Here is a 25,407-nt window from a genome sequence, read left to right on the forward strand (position 1 = left end):
TCCTCGCCCGGTTCAACGAGCGGGGACGCCATACGAATCGGCTCCGGAGAGGCCTCTGAAGGCAGGCGGGCAGGGAGGGAGAGGTGCCGGGGAGGAGGGGAGGGCAGCCTGGCCCCCTCCTCCCCGGCCTCCCCCGGGCAACCTCAGAGACGCCCGAAGAACTGGTTTCCGCGGGCCGAGTAGTCCTCGCTGGTGTAGTACTCCTTCATCGCGGAGCTGATCTCGTCACGGCTCAACTGCCCGTCGCCGTCGACGTCCAGCCGGTTGAACGCCTCCTCGAAGGTCTCGCGGGGCAGGCGGAACATGCCGTGGAGCAGGGAGGCGTACTCCTCCCGGCTCAGCATGCCGTCGCCGTCGCGGTCGCCGAGTTCCGTCCAGGCATTGCTCATGTTCCTGATCCGTTCCCAGATCCTGTTCCGGTCCGTGACGATCCGCGCCCGGAACGCCGCCCGGAACTCCTGCCGGTCGACCCCGCCGTCGTCGTTCCTGTCCATCCTCTGGAAGACGGTGTCCCAGAGGTCCGCCAGCGAGTCCCGAAGTCCGGCCACGACGTCCGGGGCAACACCGAGCGACTCGGCGAGCCTGTCCGAGAGGCCGATGACGTCCGACTTCTCCAGCCGCCCGTCGCGGTCCGAGTCGAAGACGTCGAACGACCGGTCCAGCTTGATGTCCAGAACGCTCACGACAGCATCCCCTTCACTCCACGTGGTCGCCTCGCGACACTGCGAGGCGGCCCAGGAAAGCACAGGTCCCGCCCCGCGCGCGTGGAGGGAACGGATGCCTGACCGTTCCGGGTGACGCGTCCCGTCCTCATCGCCATCTGAGCATTCCCCTGCCCGCACCCCGCTCCGCCGCTAAACTCGCCCTGCGTTCATTGACCGGTACGCACAGGCACGACGACGTGCGCGCCGGGCGGGGGGAGGAACCGATCCGTGGCCTGGACTGTGCATTTCGACGCCGCCGACGACATCGGCGCGGACAGCCAGGGCGAGATCCGCACCGCCCTCCAGGGCATCGCATCGAGCACCGCTCCGCAGCCGGGCCACTGGCCGTCCACCGTCACCGAAGTGCACGTCACCCGCCGATTAGCCGGCGGCCGCAGCGGCTCCGAGGTGCTGGAGATCCGGGTCGAGGACGCCGCGCACGGGCCGTCGCTGCAGGTCGCGAAGCTCGCCGATGCCGAGAGCACCGCCCTGGAGTGGCAGCGGGGCAAGGAAGCCGACAACAGCCGCCGATTCCCGATCTACACCACGCTGCTCGCCGTCAGCGAAGGCGTGCTGAATCCCCCCAACCGGCCCCTGTTGCGCCGCCAGGCCCTCGTCTACCAGCACGTACTGGACCGGGACCCCTCCGGAGGAGAACTCCGCTCCGTCGAGGACGTCGTCGCGGCGGGCTTCGCCGGCGACGCAGAGGCCGAAGCGGCCTGCCGGACCCTGCGCGGCGTCATGACGGCCCTGGCCAAGCAGCTCCACCACGATCCGCAGGTGCAGCCGCTGGACCTGGCCGCCTACAACCGGGCTCTGGGCACCGACCTGTACGTCACGTTCGACACGTTCCAGCCCGACACCTCACCCGTCGACCTGGCGCAAGGCTCCCTGACCGTCGACCAGATCAACGAAAGCCAGTGCGACAGCACGAAGATCGCCCTCAACAGCACGGCCCCGCCCGGCCCCGACCGGTCACTGGGCGACCGCGACCTGGTGGCGCTCCGACTCGACGACGTCAGACTCGGCGAACACCACCTGATCGGATGGGCCGGCCACACCGCCATCCGGGTCGAGGCCGTCAACGCCGCCCGCCAACGCCCCCTCGCCGACATCCTGCACGAACCCACGTCCCTGGAGATCTGCGGCCAGGTCCGCGACACCCGTGCCCACGAATGGTCGCGGCGCCTCAGGCACTTCCTCCCCGGATGCACGGAAGCCGAAGGCCACCTCAGCCACGCCGACGTCCGCGTACGGCATCCCCTCCACCGGCTCCACCGCATCCTGCACGACCGGGCGGTTGACCGGACCCTCACCGCCGTCCACGGGGACCTCAACCCCCGCAACATCATGCTCTGCGGGGAGAACCCCTACCTGATCGACCTGGCCGTGGCCGACCCCCGGAAGCCGGCGCTCTCCGACCACGCCTGGCTGGAGGTCTGCACGCTCCGCGACCTGCCCGCCGACCGGCCGGCCGACCGGCTCGACTTCGCAGGGCTCGTCCAACTCCAGCGCATCCTCGCGGTCATGTGCGCCCTCGCGACCCAACTGGACGAGCCCGACACGGACCGGGTCCTCGCCCGGCTGGTCGCGGCAGCACGCCGGAACTCGCCCGTCGCGGCCCGCTGCCTCGCCATGCTGTGGGAGATCCGGCGGGCCGCCGTCCTCCTCAACCGGGGAATCCAAGGACCGGCGGCGTACGGGCACCTGATGGAACATCTGACGCTCTCCGCCTGCCGCGCCCTGAAGTTCCCCGACGAAGACCAGAGCGAGCACAAGGTCGCGGTGTCGGCATCCGTCGCCGGCGTCGCCGCCGAGGCGCTCGACGGCTTCGACGACTCCTTCTTCGACCAGTGGCCCACCCACCAGGCCGAAGCACTGCGCTCCGCCCTGCTGGACGTCGAACAACTCCCCCCGGGCTGCGTCGACATCCTGACCGGCGTCCACCTGGCCCTCCGGGACGACGACGAACCCTGCCACGATCGCCGCCACGACGACCCGGTGATCTCCGCCCTCCTCACCGGACCCCTCCGCGCACACCTGCCCGAACGCGAGCAGCTCAACCCGTACATCCCCCTCGCCGGGCGGCTGCTCGACCCCGGAGAACCCCTGGTCCAGCAGGGCGACGGAGCGCTCACCCCCGCTCCGCCCGAAGCCGTCGAACTCCTGCTGAAACTGCCCAGGGTCGTCATCGTCGGCGATACGGGAACGGGCAAGTCCACCGTCGCCGCGGAACTCCAGACCCGGCTCCTGCGCCGCACCCACGGCTCAAGCGGCTCCGACGCATCCGACGGCTCAGGCGGCTCAGGCGGCTCACGGCCCCACGGGAACGAGCCCCGCGCCGGCTGCTGGCCCCTGTCCATGACCGCCTTCCGGATGAGCGAGTACCTGCGGCAGAAGGGCAGCGACTCCTCCGTGCCCGACATGCTCGAACAGTGCTGCCCCGAAGCGGCCGGTCTCCCCGTCGAGAGGATCGACCGGCTGGCCCGGCTCGGCGCCCTCCACCTCGTCATCGACGACCTCCACACCGGGGACGCGGCGGACAAGGACGTCGTCCACGGCTGGGTGCTGAAGATCGCCGAGGCCTATCCGCGGATGCGCCTGGTGGTGTGCCAGCGGGCGTGGGACTACGACCCGGACCTCCTGCGCTGGCAGGCCGTGGCCCTGCTCAAGGTCCGCAAGCACCAGGCACGCGACTACATCGAGGACATGCTGCGCCTGGAGCACCCCCGGACCTGGCGCGAGCGGATGAAACCCCTGGAAGAGCAGATCTTCAACGACCTCAGCGCGGTCGCCCTGCGCGACCTGGCGGGCAAGCCGCTGTTCCTGAGCATGCTGATCGAGCACTACAACGAGGCGGAGAAGATCGCCTCCAACCCCGGCATGCTGGTCCACCTCTACCTGGGGCGCCTGCTCAAGACCCCGGACCCGGCGGAGAACGACCGCAAGGTGCAGCTGCTGAGGCTGCTCACGCAGAGCATGGAGGAGTACGGGTCGACCCTGCGCTACCAGGACGCCCTGGAACGGCTCCAGGCGCTGCAGCCCACCGACACCGAGCAGACCCTCGCCGCCCTCGTCGGCACCGGCGTCCTCGAAACCGACGCCCACAGCGACTGGCTCACCTTCTGCAACCCCCTCGTCCATGCCTTCTGCGCGGCCGGCTACCTGGAGGCGCAGGCCACCACCAACCTCGAATCGGTGCTCGACAGCATCACCCGGTTCCGGTGGCGGGACGCGGCCCACCTGCTCGTCGCCAACCCCGACGCCGACCCGGACATGGTGCGCGCGGTACTGGAAACCGCCCTGGAGGCCAATACGGTGTACGGGGCGTGGCTCCTCCAGGCCGCCGCCGGGGACTTCGCCCCGCTGCACGCCTCCCTGCTCGCCGGGCTCAGGACGACCCTGGAATCGAGCACCAGCGGGGAGCCGGCCTGGCGCGAGGCCTCGTACACGCTCGCCCGGTACGGAACCCCCGAGGCCATGGCCGTCCTGGTGGCCGTGGCCCGGCAGGCCGACGCCGCCCCGGCCGCGGGCCAGGCCCTGTCCGGACTCGTCATGATGCACCAGTGGTTCGTCCCCGGCGCGGAGGCAGCCCTGACGGCCGTCCTGAAGGAACTCCTCGACCTGCCCACCGGACTCAGCGGGCCCCTGACCGTCCTCGCCCTCCGCAGCATCGCCACAGCCGATCTGAAGACCCTCACCGGACACGTCTGGTCCCGGTTGGAGGTCTCGGCGCCCTGGCCGGTCGTACAGGAGGCCAGGCAGACGCTCGCCCAGCTCCGGGTGGAGCCCGACAGGCAGCTGGAGGCCGTGTATGCCGAGGCCTGCCGGGCGCGGCTGACGGAGGTCGGCTCCGAGCTGCGGCGCAGCGCCGACAACGCCACCATCCACCGCCTCAACACCGAACGCATGGAGCTGCTGGAGGCGCTGGCCAGGGAAGGCTCACTGGAGACCCTGCTCGCCCACCGGTTCAGCGTCGGCCTGGCCGACCACCCCGAGTGGCACCGCCACCTCCTCGAAGCGGCCGGCAGGCGCCACAAGGACGACCCCTCCGACGCGTGCGCACAGCTCGTCCTCGACGCCGACGGCATGGCCGAGACCCGGTGGAACGAGGTGCTGTTCGGAGACGACGACGACATGGCGGTGATCGCCGCGCACTTCCTGCTGAGGCAGGGCGAGGTCATCAGCGGATCCCGGCTGACCGCGGCCGCGGTGCACGCCTCACCGCAGCGGCTGCTCGCCCTGGCGGCGTTCGTCCACGGACTCGACCCGCAGGACCTCTCCGGGGTGGAACGCATCGTGGAGGGGCACTGCCTGCCCTCGCTCACCCCCGAGTACCTGGAACCGCTGTCCTCCCTCGTCGCGGCCGTCGGCAAGGGCGGCGTCGAACTCCATCCCGGCATCGCCCTGAGCGTCGAGCGCGCCCTCCGCGAGAAGCACATGCGGCAGGCCATGTACTGGCCGTGGGCGGCCGCCTGGCGCGACGCCATCCCGGACCACCTCGACACCGGCCTCTTCCTCGGCAGGGAGCTCAGCGACGCCGACCTGCTCACCCTCATGGGAACGACCGACGTGCTGCTCGACGCCCCCCTGTTCGACCCGATACCGCTCACCTTCGAGCAGCGGGAGCGGCTCCTGGGGATCGAGGTCGGCGACCCCACCAGCCTCGACGCCCACCGGCTGGTCCTGCTGGCGGCCAGCGCGGGCCTGCACGAACTCGTCGAGTTCGTCAGGGACGTCGCCTGGAACGTCACCAACTGCAGCGGGACGCTCCTGCACGCCCATCCGGTGCACGGACGGGTGGAGGTGTCGAGGGCCGCACATGCCCTGAGCGCCTACGGCTACCTCAGCGCCCTGGCCGTCACCGACGGCGCGTTCAGGAACACGCGGCGCGCGCAGAAGGACCTGACCCAGCTCGCGGCGTCCACCGCCGGGATGCACCCCAGCATGGAGCGGGCCCGTCTGATCGCGTTGGGCTTTCTGGGCGACTGGGAAGAGATCTGCACGGCCCTGCGGCCCGAAGACGCCATCATGCATCAAGCGGCGGTGAACCTCACGGCCCGCCTGCTGCACGGCCCGGACCCGTCGGCAGCCCTCTCGGTCGCCTCCGACATCGCCGAGTGGATCAGGGACCGGCAGCGCGACGAGGAACTGCCCGCCGAAACCCGGGCCGTCCTCAGCCACATCCGCTCCACCGCCGAGTTCACGATGAGGCGCTATGTCCGGTGAAGCAGTCCGCGCATCCCGTGCGTCACGCCAGCCCCATGTGCTTCTTGCCCGCCGCCACGACCACACGCCGGCCCTCGGAAGCGGCCGACAGGGCCCGCTCCAGCTCCTCGGCCGTCCCGGCCTCCTGGATGTGGCGGTGCAGCCGCAGCAGCCGCTCGCCGGCCGCCAGCACGTCGTGGGTGGACAGCAGACGCAGCCGCGTGAGGTGGTTGCGCATCTCCCCGTACTGCACGGCCAGATCCGTCGCGGCCCCCGGGTCTCCGGGCGGCGCGGCCTTCGCTATGTCGGAATGCTTCCAACTGGCCGCGAGAAACGCCACGAACGCGTCCGTCAGCGCCTCCCGGGACCATGTGCGCTGCTCGCGGCGCCCCTGCACGACCGTCGTCACGACCAGGGTCGCCATGCTCGTTGCCGCCGCTGCCCAGGCGGCGTACCCGCTGGCATCCATAGACCAGTCATTGTCGCCAACCTTCCCGGCTCGCGAGGGCCGAATCGGCGAATTCCCCGTGCACGAGCCAGTCGCAGGAGTGACCAGCCATGACGGATCACGGACAGCCCGGCCCCACGCAGTCACACCCCGCGCCGACGACCCTGACGGCGCTGCGCAGTGAACTCCAGGAGCAGCTGGATCCCGCCTCGGCGAACCCGGTGCTCGACGTCAAGGCCCTGCTGCGCCTCCTCGTGCGCAACCGGGCCCCCCTCCTCAAGGACGTCGACCGCTCGGCGCCCCCGGACCGGCTGATCCGCCAGCTGGTCGCCTGGTGCATCACGAGCGCCTCCAGGGCGGACGCACTCGCCGACGCCCTGGAGCACTTCGCCGGCCTCGCGGGCACGGAGCAGCCGGATGCGGCCGGCACCCTGCGGATGCTGTCGGACCTGCTGGCCGCCCGGACCCTCATGGAGGACGAGGACCTCCGCCGGCTCCAGCACCTCGTCGAGCCGCGCACCGTCCCGACCCTCGACCTGCACCGGCTCGTGCAGGCCTGCCTGCCGCCGCTGTCCGCGGCCCTGCCGCAGCACTGCACATCGACGTGGCCCACGGCGCTGCACCTGCTCCGGCGGAACGTGCTCCCGGGAGGCCTGCCGCCGCTGCTCGCGTTCATCGAGTACCTGGCCGCGGCCCAGTCCCAGGCGGCCGTCGACCCGCTCCGCGCGTGGACCGAGGAGAAGGCCGGGCAGTGGGGCGTCCTCGACGCCCTCCAGGCCTGCCGTGAAGCGGCAGCCCGCCATGCGGGCCCCACCCCCTCCGCGACACCCCGGATCATGTTCGCGTTCCTGCCCGACGGCCTGCGGAGCGACCTCTACACCCTGCGCACGTGGCACCGCGAAGCCGACGCCGAGAACAGCCCCTCCATGCGGGGCGAGGACGCGCAGGTCGACCGCCGCGACATCGCCGACGCCGTCTACGGATGGCTGCAGAAATGGCCCCGGCGGCCGAGCCCGGCCGCCGCCGTGTCCGTCGAGTTCTGGCTGCCGCTGCCCCTCGTCAACCAGCCCGTCTGGGACTGGTGCACCCGGAGCACCCCTCCGCAGGCAGCGCCGCACTGGAACGTCGTCGTACGCAGCCTGGACCGCCTGCAGAGCCCGACCCTGCACCGGACGTGGCGCACCCGGTGGCAGCACCTGATGGACGACGCCGGCCCCGCCTCCGCGCCCGCCGTCCCCGACGGGCCGAGCCGCCGCCCGGCCCCGCCACAGGACCTCGTCGTCCTCAGCAACCCGCCCGACGGCGAGGCCGGGCGCAACGAGCTCATGACCGCCATCCGGCAGGGCGCTCCCGCCATCCTCTGGCACCGCGAGGACTGCGCCTCCCCGGCCTTCCGGACCTCCGTGCAGCAGCTGATCGAGCAGGGGCCGCTCAAGGACCTGCCCTCCCGCGTCAGCGCCCTGCGCCAGGGGACCGGACCGCTCGGCCCCGCCGAGGACGAGGAGACGGTGCGGGGGATCAGCCTGCTGTGGGACGACCCCGACCAGCCCCTGCCGGCCATGCCGGCCCTGGTGGCACCGAGTGAGGCACTGTGACCACGCCGACCCCGTCGACCCAGTCGACCCCGCCGACGCCGTCCACACCATCGGCCCCGTTCAACGGCACGCCGTGGATCGTCACGACGATGCCGCAGGAGAGCCGCCCCGTCGGCGGCACCAGAGCGCACGTGCCCGTGTACCCGCCCAAACCCGTGTTCAGCCCGCCACCCGCCTCCTGGCCCAAGGTCATACCGGTGCCCGGCACCCGAGCCGCCGCCCGCGCCCTGCACGCACTGGGCGTGCTGGACCGCGACCGCAGCCAGCCCGGCGCCCTGCACGTCCCCAACGCGCCCGGCACGCACCGGACGTCCCCGCACCACCCCTCCGCGTGGGACCTCGTCCTCGTCATCGACACCGGTGCGTCCATGACCGCCTGGTACCCCACGATCGACTCCTTCGTCGCCTGCACCCACGAAGTGCCGCTCTTCACCGACGTGCAGGTCGTCAAACTCCACAGCCAGGGCTTCGACCCCGACCGGAGCATCTTCGACAAGGTCGCGCTGGAGAACGCCGGACTCAACAGCGGTCGGCGGAAGATCGTATTCCTGATCACGGACGGCGTCGGGCCGGCCTGGAAGCGGTCCGAGGTCTGGGAACAGACCAGGGAATGGGCGAGCATCCACCCCCTGGCCATCCTGCACGTCCAGCCGCACCAGAACTGGGCCCGCTCCGCGGTGCACACCCACACGCTGCCCCTGCGCTCGTCCGAAGTCGGCGGCGCCAACTCGACGCTGGAGCAGAAGCCCGCCGGCCAGGAACCGCTGAACGGGCTGCTCACCCCCGTACCGGTCAACCCGGGGGACGTCATCGTGCCCGTGCTGGAGCTCCGCAAGAGATGGCTCGACCAGTGGTGCCGCCTGCTGCTCTCCCGCCAATGGGTGCGCCAGCAGGCCCTGGTGGTGGGCCGTGACGGCCCTCCGGAGATCCCGGCCACCGCCGTGCCGGACCGCGCCCCCGGCGCCGACGCGGAGAAGCGCGTCATCGAGTTCCTCGCCAGTGCCTCCGCGGAGACGACCAAGCTCGCCGGATTCCTCGCCTCCGCACCGCTGAACCGGCACGTCATGCAGCTGATCGGCGGACAGCTGCTCCCCATGGCCGGACCGGGCGACCTCTCCGAAATCCTGAGCAGCGGCCTGATCCGCGTCACCGAGCCCACCAACCCCGACGACGCCCCGTACGACCGGGTCACCTTCGACTTCGAGCCCGGGGTGCGAGAAGCCCTCCTGGCCCGTGAAGGATGGGAGAAGAGCCAGGCCGTCGCCAAGCTGATCGAGGAATACCTGTCCCCGGTGGTGGGCGCGGTGAAGGGGCTGGCCCAGCGCATCGAGTTCAGGACGCCGCCCGACGCGCTCGTGGTGACCTACGACAACCTCCCCTTCGTCATGGTGGAGCGGACCGTGCTGCAGGCCATGCCGCTGGTGGCCGACAGCGAGGCCCTGCGCCGGATGGGAATGAAGATCGACGCCCTCGCCCCGTCCCCGTCCCCGGACGAATCCCCCGCAACCGTGTGAAGGACCGTTCGAGGCGGTCGATCCGTCCTTGCGCGTTCCCGGCAGCCGCCGTCCCCGGGGTGGGGCAGCGTGGCTCAGGCTCAGCGGTGGCGGGTCAAGGCCGCAGGGGCGCCCGCGGACTGCGCTCCCTCCGACTCCAGGGTCAGCCGGTCCGGGTCCGCCATGGTGAGCACGTAGATGTTGCCCCGGGGGCAGTCGAAGGTCGCCGCACGGTCCGTGGGATGGCTGGTCACGGCAGCGAAGACCGCGGCGTTCCGGCCGGCCTGCCGCAGTTCGAGGGCCTCCGTGCATCCCAGGTCGCGTCCGCTGGAGGTCTCCTTGACCTCGCTGACCTGCCGGCCCACCACCTCGCCCACGGCGCCGGGGTTGAGGGTGACCGTGACGGTGAACTCCCCCGTCCGGGCACGGGAGATGCCGTCGGCGTCCGGGGTGCCGGGGCCGACCCCGGACCACGTGCCCGCCCACGACGCGGGCAGTGCCTGCACCGAGGGAGTGGGCGCCGACGGGGACGGTGCCGGACTGCCCGAAGGGGACGCGGGCTTGGCGTCGTCGCCGCTCCAGGGGAATCGGACCGGGAGGACGACGGCGGCGGTCAGTACGGCGGCGCCGGCGGCCGCGCCGAGCAGCAGGGGCCGGCGCGATGCCCGTCCGCTCAGGCGTCCGGAGGCGGCCGGAAAGGCCCGGGAGGCCCGGAGGGCCGGTGATGCCTCCGGCGCCGTGGCCAGGACGGCCGGCGGCGCACCGGGAGGGGGCGGGGGAACCGGTGTGGGGCCGGTCCCTGAAGGGGCATGGGCGGGTCGCCGGGGTGCGGTGAGGAGGAGCCGGAGTTCGGCTTCCCGGCGGGCGACCTCGGCCGGGAGGGCCGTCGGCACCGCCGCGCTCCAGTCCGGCTCGGCGGCGGCGCCGCACCGGGCCCGTATCTCCTCGGCGGTCGGACGCCGGCCCGGATCCTTGGCCAGGCACTCCCCCACCAGGGGCAGGATCGCCTCCGGCACGCCGTCGAGCACGGGCTCGTCGTGGACGATCCGGTACAGGAGGGCCGGCAGGTCCAGCTCCTCACCCGCCGCCAGGAACGGGCTGCGCCCGGTGGCCGCGTACACGAGGACCGCAGCGAGGGAGAACACGTCCGCCGGCGCCGCCGCGACGTCGCCGGTCGCCTGCTCCGGCGCCAGGAAGCCGGGCGTGCCGATCACCGCGCCCGTCCGGGTGCGCCGCGGGTCCTGCGCTGCGCGGGCGATGCCGAAGTCGATGAGGAAGGGCCGCTCCGCACCGAGCAGTACGTTCCCCGGTTTGATGTCGCGGTGTACCACCCCCGCCGCCCGTACGGCGACGAGTGCGGCCGCCAGCTCGCGGGCCAGGCACTCCACGGCGGGCGCGGGAAGCGGCCCGTGCGTGCGCACCCAGTCCCCCAGCGACGGCGCGGCGACGTACTCCGTCGCCAGCCACTGCGGTGTCGTACCCGGCGGGCTGAAGTCCACCACGGAGACCGTCCAGGCGCAGCGGACACGGTCGTTGGTGCGTATCTCCCCGGCGAACCGTTCGGCGAAGTCCGGCTGGAGGCTGAGATCGCGGTGCACGGTCTTCAGGGCCAGCGGCCGGCCGGAGACCGTACGGGCCAGGAACACCTCGCCCATGCCTCCCTCGCCGAGCCGCGCCAGCAGGCGGTATCCGCCGATCTCCGGCGGGTCACCGGGCCGCAGTGACTCCATGAGCTCCCCCGTCCCCAAGGCCGTTGCGGCCCCGCGGTGCACGGGCCGTCCGGTGGGTCACCCTAAGGGACAGGCCGACGCGCGCACCCCGTGCGTCAGCCGCTCGCGCGGTGCAGGGGGATCTCGGCCCACACCTGCTTGCCGCCGCTGAGCGGCACCGAGCCCCAGGCCATCGTCGTCGCCTCGACGATGAGCAGCCCGCGACCGCCGGTCGACTCCCAGCTCACCGACACCGGTTTGACGGGGCTGCGCGGGGACGCGTCGTTCACGGCGATCCGCAGCCGGTCCGCCGACAGGATCAGGTCCATCCCCACCTCTCCCTGCGTGTGCGCGATGGCGTTGGTGACCAGCTCGGACACGACCAGCAGAGCCGCGTCGAGTTCCTCCACCACACCCCAGGACCGCAGGGTGCGCACGGTGAAGCGGCGTGCGTGCATGACCGCCTTGGGCAGCCGCCACACCGTCCAGTGGCTGCGCTTCGGCCGGCCCTCCGTGCCGTCGTAGCGCAGCAGCAGCAGCGCCACGTCGTCGTCGCGGCGGCCCTCGCCGACGACCAACTCGTCGGCCAGCCCTCCGGCACCTGCCGGGTCGGCCGCGGCGAGCACTTCGCACACCCTCCGCATGCCCTCCTCCAGGGGCAGTTTGGCGGACTCGACCAGGCCGTCCGTCAGCATGACGAGCAGGGTTCCGGGGGCCAGCCCCGTCTCGGTCATGGGGAATTCGGCGTCCGCGAGCACGCCCAGCGGAGGCCCTCCCTCGATCGCCATCACCTCGGTGAGGCCGTCGGGATGGCGCAGGATCGGCGGGAGATGGCCGGCCCGGACGACCCTCGCAATGCCCTCCTCCATGTCGAGGTCCACATACCCGCAGGTGGCGAAGAGATCGGTCTCCATGCCGACGAGCAGCCGGTTGGCCCGAGCGACCACCACGTCCGGCGGGTGGCCCTCCACCGCGTAGGCCCTGACCGCCGTACGCATCTGGCCCATGATGGTGGCGGCCGCCGCGCTGTGCCCCTGTACGTCCCCGATGACGAAGGCCACATGACCCTCACGGAGCGGAATGACGTCGTACCAGTCGCCGCCGACCTCCAGTCCCGCCGTCGCGGGCAGGTAGCGGGCGACAGCCACCCCGCCCGGCAGCTCCGGGAGCTTACGGGGCAGCAGGCTGCGCTGGAGCATGGTGGAGAGTTCGTGGCCCGCGTCCAGTGCGTGGGCGCGCACCAGGGCCTGCCCCGCCAGCCCCGCGGTCACGGTCAGCAGCGACCGCTCCTCCGGTCCGAACCGGTGCTCCGTTTCCCACCCCACCAGACACACCCCGACCATCCTGCCTTCGGCGGGCAGCGGCAGCACCGCGAGACCGCCGGGCCCGACCCCCAGGAGGCCGGGCTCGAGAACCGCGCCCGGCGGCCACAGACTCATGTGGCCCCCGCGCAGCGCGCTCTGCAGGGTGGACAGGTCGCCGAGCGGCACGTCGGGCCACTCGGACCGCCATTCCGAGCGCCAGACCTCGGGCCAGGCGTCGGGCTCCGGCGGGTCGAGAGCGGTGACGATGAGCCGCTCGGGCTCCAGTTCGCCGACGGCGACCCGGGAGGCGCCGAGCGGCTCGCGCAGGGCGGCGACCACGAGTCGGCTGACCTCTCGGATGGTCGCCGCTCCAGCGAGCGTGGCCGACAGCCGCTGCACGAGGGAGACCTCGTCGGCGCTGGGGCGCAGGTAGGTGGCGTCGGCCACCACACCCAGGACGCGCTGCGGTGTGCCATCGGGTTCCACCTCCACGCGGCAGCGCAGCCCCAGCCAGCGCAGCTCGCCGTTCGGGCGGCGGATACGGAACGCCAGCTGCTGTCCGGCGGCGGCCAGCCGGTCCGGCTCCACGATCGCCATCAGCGCGGGCATGTCGTCGGGGACGGCGCAGGCCAGCAGGGTCTCCACCTGGCCGTCGAACTGCTCGGGAGGCAGACCGAGCAGTTCCAGCACGTTCGCGTGGGCCTCCATGCGGCCGGTGCCCAGTTCCAGGATGAACGCGCCGCCCTGGTGGGGCACCAGGGACTGTCCCAGGTGTGCCTGCGGGGCCTTTCGCCCGGTCAGACGAGCGGCGACCGCTTCGAGTCCGGCCGCCACCTGATCGGCGTAGAGCTCCAGGAGGCTGCGGTCGTCGGCGCTGAACCCGTCCCCCACCTCGCCGGCCACGATCAGGCAGCCGAGCTCCTGGTCGCCGTGGCCCAGTGGCAGCGCGCCCAGCGAGATCCTTGCCGGCGAGTGGGGGTCGCCGTCCCGGACCCGGGTGGGAAAGTGGTGGGGGTCATCCTCGACGAACGTGGCGAGTTCCATGGGAGTCAGCCACAGCGGGCGGCCGGAGCGGAAGGCGTTGGCAGCGGGCGAATGGCCGGCCACGGAGAGGATCGCGGGCAGTCCGTAGAGGACGCCGCGGTTTCCGGTCAGCTCGGCCAGATGGAGTTCGCTGTCCTGCTCGGCGACCACGTAGACGGCGGCAAGCTCAGCCCCGCAGAACGCAAAGCGATGCCTGTTCACTGTCCGTATCGCCTCCTCCAGAGGACGGCCGCCGATCGCGCTCTCTCCATGCTGTCGCGCCCGGGACCGTTCGGGCGAGTCGGAACGCGGGAGCACCGGTTACGCTGCGCGGACCGTACGCGACAAGGCGGGTGCGGCCCGGCCGGGCGGCCGGCTCCGAGGCCGATCATGCGGCCGCGCTCGTAGGCGTGTCTGCTTCAATCAGGGGCACCGCACAACCTTCGGGATACGACGTGAATGAGGTGCAGCCACCGTGGCTCGAACCGTTCGCACTCTGACCATCGGGTCTGTCTTCGTTTTCTTGCTTGCCGGGTGCCGAGGCGGCGAAGCGAAGGGCGACCGGCCCGCTTCGGGTGGCACTCGCGTCACCAGGTTGAGCGGCCTCGCAGCGATCGACGTTGCCGACGACCCATTAGCAGGAATGACCGGGGGCGTAAAAATACTGTCCGACATCCGGTACAGGCAGAGCCGAATTCTCGGCTACGTGGGCAAAGAATCCTGCGGAATTCTGGCACATTCCGTGAATGACCAGAAGGCGAACCGAATCCACCTCGTGTCGCACTGGCCGGACGCGGGGCAGGAAAGTACCACCTCCCACCCTGGCGGGCCCTACAACACCGTCTCCGGCGGCGGTGGGCCGAAGGCCTGGGCATCCCTGATGTGCAGCAGGAACGCCATGGTGATCGAATACGTCTCCGGCGAGCCCGGCCCGCCGGGAGAGGCACGCGGCCCGGTCACCACGACGCAGGTCTCCGACACCCCGGCGACCACGCGCATCGTCGTCGCCGAGGCCGGCCTGCGGAAGCAGCTCCACTCGGTCCGGTAGAGGTCTCACTTCCCTCGGCCGACGGCTCCACACGGTGCGCGCACGGCGGAGCACTGTCAGTGGCGGGTGGCAGCATTCGGTACAGGGCAGACACCACAGCATTCGACTGGCGGCCCTTCCTGCTCAGGTGGAGCGGGGAGGTACCGGGGGCGTTGGACCCGGGCCGGTTCTTCGGCCGCTCGGACGACGGCGCCGAGGCGGAGCGGGCGCTGCTGGAAGCGGTGACCGGGGAGTTCGGTGCCTGTCTGCCGCAGCACGCCATCGTGGTCGGACGGCTTCACACGTTCACCACCCGATCCTGGACGCGGCCGCCGGAAAGCGGTGAGACGTACGCCGTGATCAGCATCAGCTGATCGGCCCACCGGCCGTACGGTCCGGCGTCGTCCGTGTCGGCCGGCTGGCTCAGCCCTGTTGCACGGCCGGCGCGCTGCCGCGCTGCGCTCGGCTGCATTACCGCGCGTGGGCTCGCAGTCCGCGGACGCCGTGGGGTGTGCCGATGCCGGTGACCAGGTCGTATCCCGGCATCGCGCAGTAGGGGCCGGCGCAGCCGATGACGATGTCGTGGAAGTCCCGGGGTCGCGCGTAGGGGTAGGTGTTGGGGCGGTCGGCCGGGCCGGGCCGGCCGGCCCGGGCGTACATGCCGGCGACCAGCGGGGCGGAGAGGCTGGTGCCGCCGACAACGTACCAGCCGGGTGGGATGGCGGGGCCGGAGCTCGTGGCGTACACGGCCAGGCCGGTGGCGGGGTCGGCGACCGCGGAGACGTCCGGCGTGGCGCGGCCGGCGGGGCACAGCAGGTCGTGCTGGAAAGACGGCTTGGGCTCGTACAGCGAGCAGCCGCCTCCGGAGCCGGCCCAGCCGCTTTCGGCCCAGCCGTGGCGGTGGTGTGCGGGGATCAGCGTGGTACCGCCCACCGAGGTGACGTTCGGGGAGACGGAAGGGTAGACGGTCTGGCCTCCGGTGTCGCCTGAAGCGAAGGTGTAGGCGATGCCGGGGCGGAAGACGAAGTCGAACTCCGCCTCGGCCGGTTGCTCGCCGGCTCCCCAACTGCCGTTCACGGCGGTCACGCCCGGCAGGGCACTTGCTGTACCGACGGCCGGCAGGAGAGAAGTGTCGATGCGGGCTGTGGGAGCCTCGACGAGGGTGATCTTGCAGTCCGGGCAGGCGGCGCTGACGGCCTGGATGTCGAGTGCGGCCTCAAGGGCCCAGAGGGGGTCGACGACGGGGGGCTTGACGCCGGTCGAGTAGACCTTCCGGAAGCATCCGTTGGCCGTCGTGCAGGGCGGCAGGCGGAAGGTGCGGCGGTAGACGGCCAGGTCCTGCTCGGCGTTGGGGTAGTCGAAGGCGACGACGATGGCGACCCTCCGCCCGCTCCCGCCGCGCCCCTGCAGATCGTAGGCGCTCTGGATGTCCTGCGGCGAGAGGCCGGGCGGCTGCCGGCCCGGCCCGAGGGCCCGCGTCGCAGGCACATCGGTCCGGATCATCGCCAGGCAGAACGCCAGGCCGGGATCGTGCGTGTCCGGGCAGACCCGCCGGGCCGTCGGCGCCTGGCCACTGCTCGCACCGGCCGTGCGGGCCGGCCGGGGCCCGTCGTCGGCCGGAGAGGTCCGGGGCTGCGCCGTCGCGGCACCGGCGGCGATGCTCCCCAGGACCACAGCGGCCGTCACCAGGAATCTGGCCGAACGTCCACGCATGACGCCACGCATGACGCTCCTTCACGGCGCGAAGCGGACCGGATCCCGGGCAGGACGCCGGACCCGCACGCCACTGTGCCCACCGACGACTCCCCGGCGGGGTGACCGACACGCGGTCGCCCAACGGAGGGCGTAGCTTCCCGGCCCCCGGCCCCGGCGGCCGTGCCGTTCCGTCCAGGGCGCCCGGTCGGGGCAATCCCGTCCGGCGGGATCCGGGGCCTTGCCCGCCGAAGGGGCCATCCCACGGCGTGGCGGGGTCGGGGTGCCCAGGGGCCGGGGCATGATCGGCGGTGTGAAGACCTCCGGACGTCTGACCGCCCTCGCGGTGGCGGGGCTGCTCGCCGCACTTCCGGCGTGCTCGGAGTCCGACGGCCGCGACCGCCCCGGGGCACGTGCCCGTACCGGGGCAGACGCGCAGGCAGGTGCTCCTGCCGGCGCGGTCACCGCGCAGCCGGGAGCTTCCGGGAGGGTGTTCCGGGGCGGGCGCCCCGCTGCCGCGGGCGCCGGTGACCCGTACTTCCCGAAGCTCGGCAACGGCGGCTACGACGTCACCCACTACGCCCTGACCCTGGCCTACGACCCCGGCAGCGGCCGCCTCGAAGGCACCGCGGAGATCACCGCGAAGGCCACCGAGGACCTCAGTGCCTTCCATCTCGACCTTCTCGGCATGGAGGTGCTCGGCGCCACCGTCGACGGCCGCACGGCGCAGGTCCGGCGGGACGGGCAGGAGCTGACCCTGCAGCCGCACGATCACGTCAGGAAGGGCGCCGCCTTCCGCAGCGTCGTGCGCTACGCGGGCACACCGCAGCCGGTCACCCACGCCCACGGGTGGCGCGAAGGCTGGTTGAGGACGGACAACGGAGCGGTCGCGTTCGGCGAGCCGACGGGCTCGATGTCGTGGTTCCCGGGCAACCACCACCCCTCGGACAAGGCCTCGTACGACATCACCGTCACGGTCCCCAAGGAGGTGCAGGCGATCTCCAACGGGCAGCTGCGCGCCCGGCGCACCAGCGGCGACCGCGCCACCTTCCACTGGCACCAGGCCGAGCCCATGGCCAGCTACGTGGCGACCGTGGCCATCGGCAGCTACGACGTGAAAACCTCCCGGACCCGATCGGGCGTCCCGGTCGTGTCGGCGATGGACACGACCGCGGGCGTGGACGAGGACGGGGCGGTCCTCGGCCGCTTTCCCGAGATCATGGAATGGGCCGAGGAAACGTTTGGCCCGTATCCCTTCTCCGCCGCCGGGGTGATCGTGGATCAGGCGGCCGATGTGCCCTACGCCCTGGAGACCCAGACCAGGCCGATCATTCCGGCCGACATCTTCCACACCACCAACGTGGTGCACGAACTGGCCCACCAGTGGTTCGGAAACTCCGTCACCCCGCGGACCTGGCGGGACATGTGGCTCAACGAGGGCTTCGCCACCTACGCGGAGTGGCTGTGGACCGAGGACCACGGCGGGGCCAGCGCCCAGGAGCACTTCGACCGCAACCACGCCAAGGCCGCGGACGACGACGAGTGGGATTTCCCGCCCGCCGAGCCGCCGAGCGCCGCGGACATCTCCGGCCAGCCGGTGTACGTCCGCGGCGCGATGGTGATCCACAAGATCCGCCAGACCGTGGGCGACAAGGCCTTCCGCGGCCTGGTGCGGGGCTGGACCCTGCGCCACCGCCACGGCCACGCCTCCACGGCCGACTTCACCGCGTACGTGGAGGCCAAGGCAGGCCGGGACCTCGACTCGATCTGGGACTCGTGGCTCTACGGCGACGGCAAGCCCGCGTGATGGGGGGCGACGCGGTGTCAGGTCCTGACGCGCCGGCGGGCGGTCGCGACGAGCTTCATGTACTTGTCCCAGTTCCACACGTCCCCGGGGTCCTCGTGCGTGGACAGCGGGACTTCGACGTGGCCCAGGATGTGGTCCCGGTCGACCGGCACGTCGTACTTCGCGCAGATCGTGGCGGCGAGCATGGCGGATGCCTCGTACATCTGGTCGGTGTAGACGGGCTGGTCGATCCAGCCTTCGTGCTCGATGCCGATGCTCCGGTGGTTGTACCAGACGTTGCCGGAGTGCCAGGCCACGTCGCGCTCGCGCACGCACTGGGCGATCCGCGTGCCGTTCGCGCTGACCACGTAGTGCGCGGACACCCTCTCGGCGGGGTCCTCGAACGTGGCGATCATGATCGGCAAGTGGTCCGTCGTCAGGTGAATGACGACGTATTCGATGGGATCGGACTCGGGACGGTCGGCGGGCATGTAGTTGGACTCGGACGCCGGAATCCAGACGGCGGGGGCATAGTCCGTCGGGGCCGCCCGGCGCGGGGTCGCAGGCGGCGCGGCGACGGGAGCCTTGCGCACGGGGCTCGGCGGCGCCGCCTTCACCTTCTCCTCGGGCCCCGTCAGGCGGGACAGCCCTGCAACGGCCAGAGCCGTACCCGCCGCGCCGGCAGCGCCGGCAGCGCCCCACAACAGCCGTCGACGGCTGAGCGGGCTGTCTTCCATGGCCACTCCTCATGAGGTCGAGCAGAGACAGAACGACACGCCGCAACTCGTGACATCACGAAATACAAGCGGCAAATGTGATCTGATCCTCTACCGGGGCCCGCACCCCGGCAAGCCGATCCCCCACCAATCGGGGCACATCCTGCCGTCGGCCGCGCCTGTCGCCCCGGGCCGGCGCCACCCGTCCCCTTGGCATGCGCTCCGCCGCCCGGCGGGCATCGCCGCGGGGGAGCCCTGCCCGAGGTCGACGGCCCGGAAGCCCGGCCCGCGCAGGGTGGTGGAGTAGGCCAGGTGGCCGTCAGGGAGACGTGCCGGGGCGGCGCCGCACCGCAGCCGGACCCGACGGGCGCGGGCCGACTCGGCGGGCGGCGGTGGCGTCCCGGAGTCAGTGGTCGTCGTGGGTGCGGTGGGTGCGGTGGGTGCCGAATTCCTTGCGGAGGTTGTCCAGGATGCGGGCGGCCTCGTCGAGGCCGTGCTGCCGGCAGCGCGCGGCTGCCTCCGTGAGGCGGGCCGTCGCCGCGTCGGTGCGGCCCAGGCCGTTGTGCTCGATCACCGCCGCCAAGCGGATGGATTCGGCGCGGGGGACCTCGCCTCCGTCACCCTCCCGTTCGTGTGCCGCGGCGGATGCTTCGGCCTCCGCCAGGGCCTCGGCGAAGCGACTGGCTTCCGCCAGGACGCGGGCCCGCTGGTAGTGGACGGTGCCGGACTCGTACGAGCGGGCGAAGCCCTCCGTGTCCTGCGGTACCGCCGCGCAGACGGCGTCGGCCTCCGCGAGGTGGGCGAGCGCCGCCTCCAGTCCTTCGGGGCCCTGGGCGCGCTGGGTGAGGCGGGCGAACTCGCACATCATGCGCATGATCATCGGCGGGTTGGGGGCTTCCGCGTGGGCGTCGACGGCGCGTGCGTACGCCGTGCGGGCGGCGTCCCAGCGGTCGGCCATCGCCAGGGAGACCGCGGCCTCCGACGCCACCAGGGTGTGCACCGCCCGGTCGTCCTCCCAGCCCGCGACGGTGTCGGCCAGCCGGAGGAACTCCTCCGCGGCCGCCCGGTGTTCCTCCAGTTCGCGAAGCCCGCGGGCGAGGGTCAGCCGGACCTGGGCGAGCAGGCGCCCGTCCAGGACGCCGGTCTCGTCCGCGGCCACGGACTCCAGGACGGCGACGGCGTCCTCCTGCCGGCCGGACTGCGCGAGCACGTCCGCGAGCTGGAGCCGGATGTCGGCTGCCTGGTCGTGCGCGTCGTCCCGGTCATGGCGGGCGGCCGCCTCGGAGAGGTGCCGTACGGCAGCGGCGGCGTCCCCGGCATGCCAGGCGGCGTGGCCGAGCAGACCGTACGTGGGGGCCATCGGGAAAGCGGAGTCCCCGTACCGCACGGCGAGGGCGAGCGCCTCGTGCAGCAGGTCGACGGCCTCCTCGTACTCCCTCCGGACGATCAGGGTCTGGGCGAGCACGACCCGCAGGCGGATGCCCGACCAGGGGCGGTCGATGGCCTCGACCACCTCCAGCGCGGCCCGCAGCTCCCGCTCCGCGCGGTCCGGCTCGCCGCGGCGCAGGGCGAGGTTCGCCGTGAACTCCAGGGCGCTGGCCTTGTGCTGCGGCACGACCAGGCGTGCGGCCTCGGAGCTCAGGGCGGCGGTCGCCGCGCCGAACCGTTCGAGGGCGGGCGCGGAGACCTCCGGCAGCTCGCCCATGGCCTCGTGGAAGGCGGCGTATGCCCGGCAGTAGAGCACGGTGAGGTAGCGCTCGGCTGCCCGGGAGCCCGGTCCGGTGTCGGGCGCCTTGCCGTCGTCCCCCCGACCTGCGTACGCGGGGCCGGCGTCCTGGCCCGAGGCGAGCAGTGCCTCGGCATCCCGCAGGACCGCGTCGAGGCCCGCACGGATCCCGGCGTCGTCCGGGGATCCGGCGTCCTTCGGGGATCCGGCGTCCTCCGGGGATCCGTCGGAGCGCGGGGAGCCGGCAGGTTGCGGGGAGCCGGCCGGGTCCGGTGCGGTGCTGCCTTCGGAGGCGGCCGCTCCGGCCTCACGCCCGGGGCGGAGCGGGGCGGACCAGGCGAGGGACCTCGCCCGGGCCGCGAGCATGTCCCAGGGCATGCCCGCCCGGTCGAACAGTTCGGCGGCCTCGGTCATGGCGGCCGCGGCCTCGGGCTCGCGGTCCTGCGCGTACAGGTCGTACGCGTGCTGCTTGGCGATCTCGGCGCGCAGGCGGCCCTCCGGGCCCAGCCGGTCGTCGTGCACGTATCCGGCTTCGCCGGCCAGGGCGGCGATCCGGGTCCACAGCGGCGTGTCACCGGGATGCCCCACCGCCTCCAGCCGCCGCGCCTCCTCGACCAGCTCGGCGAAGTCGTCGGGGATCGCGGGAGCGGCCGGAGCGGCGGCAGCACCCGCACCACCGGCACCACCCGGGGCGGTCGTGCCGCCGGCCGGTGCCTGGGCGGCCGGGCGCATGACGGTACGCAGCCCCAGCGGCAGGGGTTCGCCTGTCAGCGGGGTGCCGGCCAGCCGGGCGCGGCGCCGGTCGCCGACCTCCGCCGTGCCGTTGCGCGCGTCGAAGGCGGCGGCCAGGGTGTCCGCCTCGGACCGTACGGTGTCCAGCAGCTCTCCGGCGGTCCAGTTCCGACCGGGCGGCCCGGCGACCGGCGTGTCGGCGTGCCCGTCCGCGGCGAGCCGGGCGAGCAGTACCTCGACTCCGGTCAGGAAGCCGAGGCGGGCCAGCGGTGCGCCGGCAGCCTCGAACAGCGGCCGGTTCTCGGCCAGGATCTCCAGGCCGCGCCCCTCGTTGCGGGTGAGCGCGCAGAACTCCAGGTGCAGCCCGACCTCCTCCTGCATGCCCGTCATGCCGCGCACCCGGCGGTAGCCGCCGAGGTGGTGCGAGCGGGCCTCGTCGGTGCGGCCCAGCCGCACCAGCGGCAGCAGCGCCTGCGCCTGGCTCATCTGCGGTTCGTCGGAGCACGTCGAGGCGGCGTCGAGGACGGGCTGCCAGGTGGCCAGCGCCGCCTCGTCGTCACCCGAGCGCACCCGGTACAGCGCGTGGTGGCGGGTCTCGCACGCCTCGCAGTCGCTGAGGCGGGTGCGCGGCCGGGTCGCCCACAGGTCGTACGCCCCGGTCACGCCGGTGCCCGTCTGGGCGGCGACGTGGTAGCTCATGGCGGCGACCGGCTGCACGCCGTGGCCGTCCGCCTCGTACCGCTCCCGCATGCGCCCGATCCAGCCGTCGATCGCGGTCAGCGGGACGTCGGGCACCTGCAGCAGGGACGTCGCCACCCATTTGAAGCGCCACAGGACCTGGTGCGCCTCCCATTCGCTGAACGCTCCGGGGGAGCTCTCCCACAGCTTGAGCAGGCGGGCGAAGACCACGGGCGACTTGCGGTGCTCGCCGGTGTACTCGTACGCCGCCATCAGCTCCATCAGTGCCGTGACGAGGATATCGGGCTTGTCGAACGGCTCGGCGGCCTCGGCGAGCTCCTCGGCGGTGACGGTGCGCTGCAGGCCGTGCGGGCGCTCGTTGTTCTCGCGCAGCGCCTCGAACACGGCCTCCGGGGTGTCCAGCATCTACTGCTCCTTCCGGGGCTCGGAGTCGGGTGCGGCCGTCGTGCCGCCGGGGTGCATGGCGTGGGTGAGCAGGCTGATGAAGGCCCGGTTGAGCAGGGCGCTCTCGTTCGCCTTGAGGGGGCGGCGGCTGAGCAGCAGCGCCTGGCCGAGCAGGGACTCGGCGGCGGCGACGGCGAGCCCGCGCTCGGTGATCGTGACGGCCTGGCGGACCAGCGGGTTGAGGTGGTTGAGGACGAGCCGGGCGCGGGGGGTCTCGCTGCGCAGGGAGCCGAGGATGTCGGCCCACAGGCCGTCGTCGCTGTCGGCGGCCAGGGTGGAGCGGGTCCGCTCGTGGCGGGCCTCCCGGTTGTCCAGGAGCAGCACGGGGGCGGAGACGGGCTGGAAGTCGCGCAGGACGACGTCGCAGTCGTGGGCGGCGACGGTCTCCCGCGCGACGGCCAGGAAAGCGGCCGCGCGGATCTCGGCGGACGGGTCGACGGCGTCGAGGTGTGCGGTGACGGTCGCCGGGTCCAGGTCGGTGACGGCGGTGCCGGGCCGGATCTCGGGCAGCCGGTGGACCAGGTCGCGGTCGTAGGTGTAGCCGCCGTTGACGACGCCGAGGCCCGCGGCGGAGGCGATGGGGGCGACCTGGCGGAACTCCTCGACGCTGCGGGTGACAAGGACGGTGGCGTGGGTCCGGGCGAACTCCTCCAGGGTGACGTTGCCGTCGGTCGTCTCGAACGGCAGCCACGGGAGCACGATGCGCAGCAGTTCGTCGTCGTAGCGGGCGAGGGCCTTGACCGCGAGGTGGTGGGTGTCGATGAACCTGTGCAGCAGGGCGGGGTCGCTCGCGGCGAGGCCGGTGAGCCAGTCGCGGATCCGGGTGCCCAGGGCGTCCCGGACGGCGGACAGGGTGCCGTCCTCGTACAGGGCTTCGCGGGAGGCGGTGGGCCGCAGGCTGGTCGTGTCGATGACGCAGCGCACGAAGAACGCCCAGTCGGGCAGCAGCTCGGTCGCCTGGTCGCTGAGGAGCATCCCCTTGAGGTGGACGCGGTGGCCTGCGCGCTGCGCCGGGCTGAGAGCCGTGGGCAGGACGTAGGCGACGCCGCGCAAGCCGGCGGCCGGCAGGTCGAGCTCGATGGTGTCGAGGGGGGTGAAGTCGAAGACGGTGCGGCAGTACGCGGCCAGTGCCTCGCGCCGGGCGAGCGGCGAGCGGTGCGGCTGCTCCCACGGGGGCGTCTCGTCGATCCGCGTGCGCTCGCCGTACGGGTCGACGACCGTGACCTCGTGGGGCAGCAGGCGCCCGTAGTGCCGGGCGAGTTCGAGGACCCGGCCGGGAGTCGTCCATTCGGCGTTGTCGGCGCGCGGGGTGAGCCGCACGGTGGTGCCGGGCTCCGGCACGGCGCCGGCCGGGAGGGTGCGGATGGTGTAGCGGCCGTCGGAGTGGCCGCGCCATTCGACGGCGGGCGCGGCGGGGTCGGTGGCGTGCCGGCTGACCACGGTGATCTCGTCGGCGACGACGAAGCAGGCGAGGAGACCGATGCCGAACTGGCCGATGAAGTCGCCTCGTGCCGCGTCCAGCCCGGCGCCGTCCAAGGCGCCGTCCGTGGTGCGCTTGGAACTGCGGCCGATGGTGGCGAGGAAGCGGTGCACGTCGGCTTCGGTCAGGCCGATGCCGCTGTCGGTGATGGTGAGGGTGTCCCCGGTGCGCACGGTGATGGCCGCGGGGGCGCCGGGGTCGGCCGCCCGGCGGGCGGTGATGGCGTCGACGGCGTTCTGCAGGAGCTCGCGCAGGTAGACGCGGGGGCTGGAGTAGAGGTGGTGGGACAGCAGGTCCACCAGGCCGCGCAGATCGACCTGGAAGGTGTGGGCGGACTCGGAATGCGGCACCTTGTGCGGGTTCCTTCGGTAGCGGGCGGCACGGTACGGCACGGCAAGGCGCAGTGCGTACTCCGCCGCGGCGGGGCGTGTGGGTTCGGTTCGAGACGGGGGCGCGGCGACCGGGCCGGGCCGGCCGGCCCCGATCGGCACCGGAGCCGGCACTGGGGCCGGCAGCGGGGCCGGCGGCAGTCAGGCGCCCACGGTCGAGCGGTAGTTGCGGTACGCCTCGGCCGGGTTCGCGCCGTTGATGTAGTACCAGGGGAACTCGGTGGCGGTCCGCTCCGTCGCCTCGAAGCAGCGGCGGGCCGCCGCCGTCTCCCCGGCCAGCGAGAAGGCCATGGCGAAGGTGTTGCAGACCTGGACCCTGCCCTTGCCCTGCGCGAAATCCGGGTGCAGGACGGACCGTTCGGCGGCCTCGCGCAGTGAGCCGATGACATCGGAGCGCTGGATGTAGTGGGAGTCCGGTCCGCTGGCCAGCGAGAGCCAGTGCTCGATGTGCGCGACCGCCACGAGCTGGCCGAGCAGACTGCCCTCGGGCGCACCGAGCATCGCCTCGCGGGCGAAGGCGTGCATCCGCTCGTGCGAGCCGCCCCACTTCTCGCACACCTGCTGCAGGTACTGCTGGTGGGCGCCCAGGTGGTGCGGGCTCCGCCGTACGGTCGCCTCGAACCGGCGCCGGGCCACGTCGGGGCCGACCTCCAGCCCGCGCCCGGTGACCTGGAGGGCGTACCAGGGCGTGGTCCAGTCGGGCTCCCGCTCCGCCGCCTCGTACAGCCAGGTCTCGGCCTTGCGCAGCCGCTCGTGGAACGTCTCGAACTGCTCGCGCGAGACGTCCTTCGCCCGCGCTCCGGTCCGGGCTTCCCAACCCCAGTTGACGTAGCGGGCCCCGGCGACCAGCCGCGGCAGCGCCGAGTCCGGCTCCGCCGCCATGGCCTCGTGGATCCACTTCTCCACCCCGGCGGCCTCACCCACCGTCCACAGCATCCACGTACGGTCCCCGCTCTCGGGGAACGCCCCGAGCCCGTCCCGTACGCCGGCCCAGTCCCCCGCCTGAGCCGCCTCACGGATCCGCGTCACCGCGGGGTCACCGTAATCCTTCTCCATCTGTACGCCGGACCTGCCGATCCAGCGCTTGAGCGACAACCCCGCGCTGCGGAGAGACGCCATCTCCACCCCCTGCTGTTCCCTTTTCCGTGTGGGGGCACGTTGATCACCGCCCCCGCGGAGACAGTGAGTATCACGAGGAACCGTGAACCGCACAACTGTTTCCCTACGGCGGC

The 25,407-nt window shown here is 72.6% G+C and carries 15 protein-coding genes; 6 read left to right on the forward strand and 9 right to left on the reverse strand.

Translation table 11 applies throughout. The features are described from left to right. Window positions 1–143 precede the first annotated feature (143 nt). Complete coding sequence (locus tag ACIQUT_RS25975) at window positions 144–683, reverse strand: EF-hand domain-containing protein (protein WP_403566087.1); 540 nt, start codon at window positions 681–683, stop codon at window positions 144–146. A gap of 249 nt (window positions 684–932) precedes the next feature. On the opposite strand from ACIQUT_RS25975, the gene ACIQUT_RS25980 reads away from it, so the two are divergent. Then, window positions 933–5,933, forward strand: coding sequence for a hypothetical protein (locus ACIQUT_RS25980; protein WP_403566089.1), 5,001 nt, complete (start codon window positions 933–935; stop codon window positions 5,931–5,933). A 22-nt stretch (window positions 5,934–5,955) separates the two neighbouring features. On the opposite strand, the gene ACIQUT_RS25985 is transcribed toward ACIQUT_RS25980, so the two are convergent. Then, complete coding sequence (locus ACIQUT_RS25985; RefSeq protein ID WP_403566090.1) at window positions 5,956–6,381, reverse strand: hypothetical protein; 426 nt, start codon at window positions 6,379–6,381, stop codon at window positions 5,956–5,958. An 89-nt stretch (window positions 6,382–6,470) separates the two neighbouring features. Between ACIQUT_RS25985 and ACIQUT_RS25990 the strand changes: the two genes are divergently transcribed. Both ACIQUT_RS25990 and ACIQUT_RS25995 read left to right on the forward strand, forming a co-directional pair. Continuing rightward, window positions 6,471–7,955, forward strand: coding sequence for a hypothetical protein (locus ACIQUT_RS25990; protein WP_403566092.1), 1,485 nt, complete (start codon window positions 6,471–6,473; stop codon window positions 7,953–7,955). Continuing rightward, window positions 7,952–9,469 carry an SAV_2336 N-terminal domain-related protein gene (locus ACIQUT_RS25995; protein WP_403566094.1) on the forward strand — a complete coding sequence of 506 codons (1,518 nt, stop codon included), beginning with the start codon at window positions 7,952–7,954 and terminating at the stop codon, window positions 9,467–9,469. Before ACIQUT_RS25990 ends, ACIQUT_RS25995 begins: the two co-directional genes overlap by 4 nt. Before the next feature lie 80 nt (window positions 9,470–9,549). On the opposite strand, the gene ACIQUT_RS26000 is transcribed toward ACIQUT_RS25995, so the two are convergent. Further along, window positions 9,550–11,178 carry a serine/threonine-protein kinase gene (locus ACIQUT_RS26000; RefSeq protein WP_403566096.1) on the reverse strand — a complete coding sequence of 543 codons (1,629 nt, stop codon included), beginning with the start codon at window positions 11,176–11,178 and terminating at the stop codon, window positions 9,550–9,552. Window positions 11,179–11,273: 95 nt separating this feature from the next. Continuing rightward, window positions 11,274–13,706, reverse strand: a complete 2,433-nt coding sequence (locus ACIQUT_RS26005; RefSeq protein ID WP_403566097.1) for a SpoIIE family protein phosphatase — start codon at window positions 13,704–13,706, stop codon at window positions 11,274–11,276. Window positions 13,707–14,079: 373 nt separating this feature from the next. On the opposite strand from ACIQUT_RS26005, the gene ACIQUT_RS26010 reads away from it, so the two are divergent. After that, a complete protein-coding gene (locus tag ACIQUT_RS26010) occupies window positions 14,080–14,532 on the forward strand; it encodes a hypothetical protein (RefSeq protein ID WP_403566099.1) in 453 nt (150 codons plus the stop codon). A 152-nt stretch (window positions 14,533–14,684) separates the two neighbouring features. Next, window positions 14,685–14,885, forward strand: coding sequence for a hypothetical protein (locus ACIQUT_RS26015; protein WP_403566101.1), 201 nt, complete (start codon window positions 14,685–14,687; stop codon window positions 14,883–14,885). 97 nt (window positions 14,886–14,982) lie between these two features. Here ACIQUT_RS26015 and ACIQUT_RS26020 read toward each other — a convergent pair whose 3' ends face one another. Further along, window positions 14,983–16,224, reverse strand: coding sequence for a S8 family serine peptidase (locus tag ACIQUT_RS26020; protein ID WP_403566103.1), 1,242 nt, complete (start codon window positions 16,222–16,224; stop codon window positions 14,983–14,985). 469 nt (window positions 16,225–16,693) lie between these two features. Between ACIQUT_RS26020 and ACIQUT_RS26025 the strand changes: the two genes are divergently transcribed. Beyond that, entirely contained in the window at window positions 16,694–18,010 is a 1,317-nt protein-coding gene (locus ACIQUT_RS26025; protein ID WP_403566306.1) for a M1 family metallopeptidase, read from the forward strand. Window positions 18,011–18,027: 17 nt separating this feature from the next. Here the strand turns inward: ACIQUT_RS26025 and ACIQUT_RS26030 are convergent, their stop codons facing one another. The 4 genes from ACIQUT_RS26030 to ACIQUT_RS26045 form a co-directional block, all read right to left on the reverse strand. Beyond that, the gene (locus ACIQUT_RS26030; protein WP_403566105.1) at window positions 18,028–18,726 is read right to left on the reverse strand and encodes an N-acetylmuramoyl-L-alanine amidase; all 699 of its coding nucleotides are present in this window, start codon (window positions 18,724–18,726) and stop codon (window positions 18,028–18,030) included. Between the two features lie 385 nt (window positions 18,727–19,111). Then, window positions 19,112–22,267, reverse strand: coding sequence for a hypothetical protein (locus ACIQUT_RS26035; RefSeq protein WP_403566107.1), 3,156 nt, complete (start codon window positions 22,265–22,267; stop codon window positions 19,112–19,114). Beyond that, window positions 22,268–24,136: an HSP90 family protein gene (locus ACIQUT_RS26040; RefSeq protein ID WP_403566109.1), complete on the reverse strand. Its 1,869-nt coding sequence runs from the start codon at window positions 24,134–24,136 to the stop codon at window positions 22,268–22,270. A 180-nt stretch (window positions 24,137–24,316) separates the two neighbouring features. Further along, entirely contained in the window at window positions 24,317–25,294 is a 978-nt protein-coding gene (locus ACIQUT_RS26045; RefSeq protein WP_403566111.1) for a hypothetical protein, read from the reverse strand. Window positions 25,295–25,407: the final 113 nt, after the last annotated feature.

The sequence above is a fragment of the Streptomyces sp. NPDC090445 genome (assembly GCF_044769385.1).
Taxonomy (GTDB): domain Bacteria; phylum Actinomycetota; class Actinomycetes; order Streptomycetales; family Streptomycetaceae; genus Streptomyces.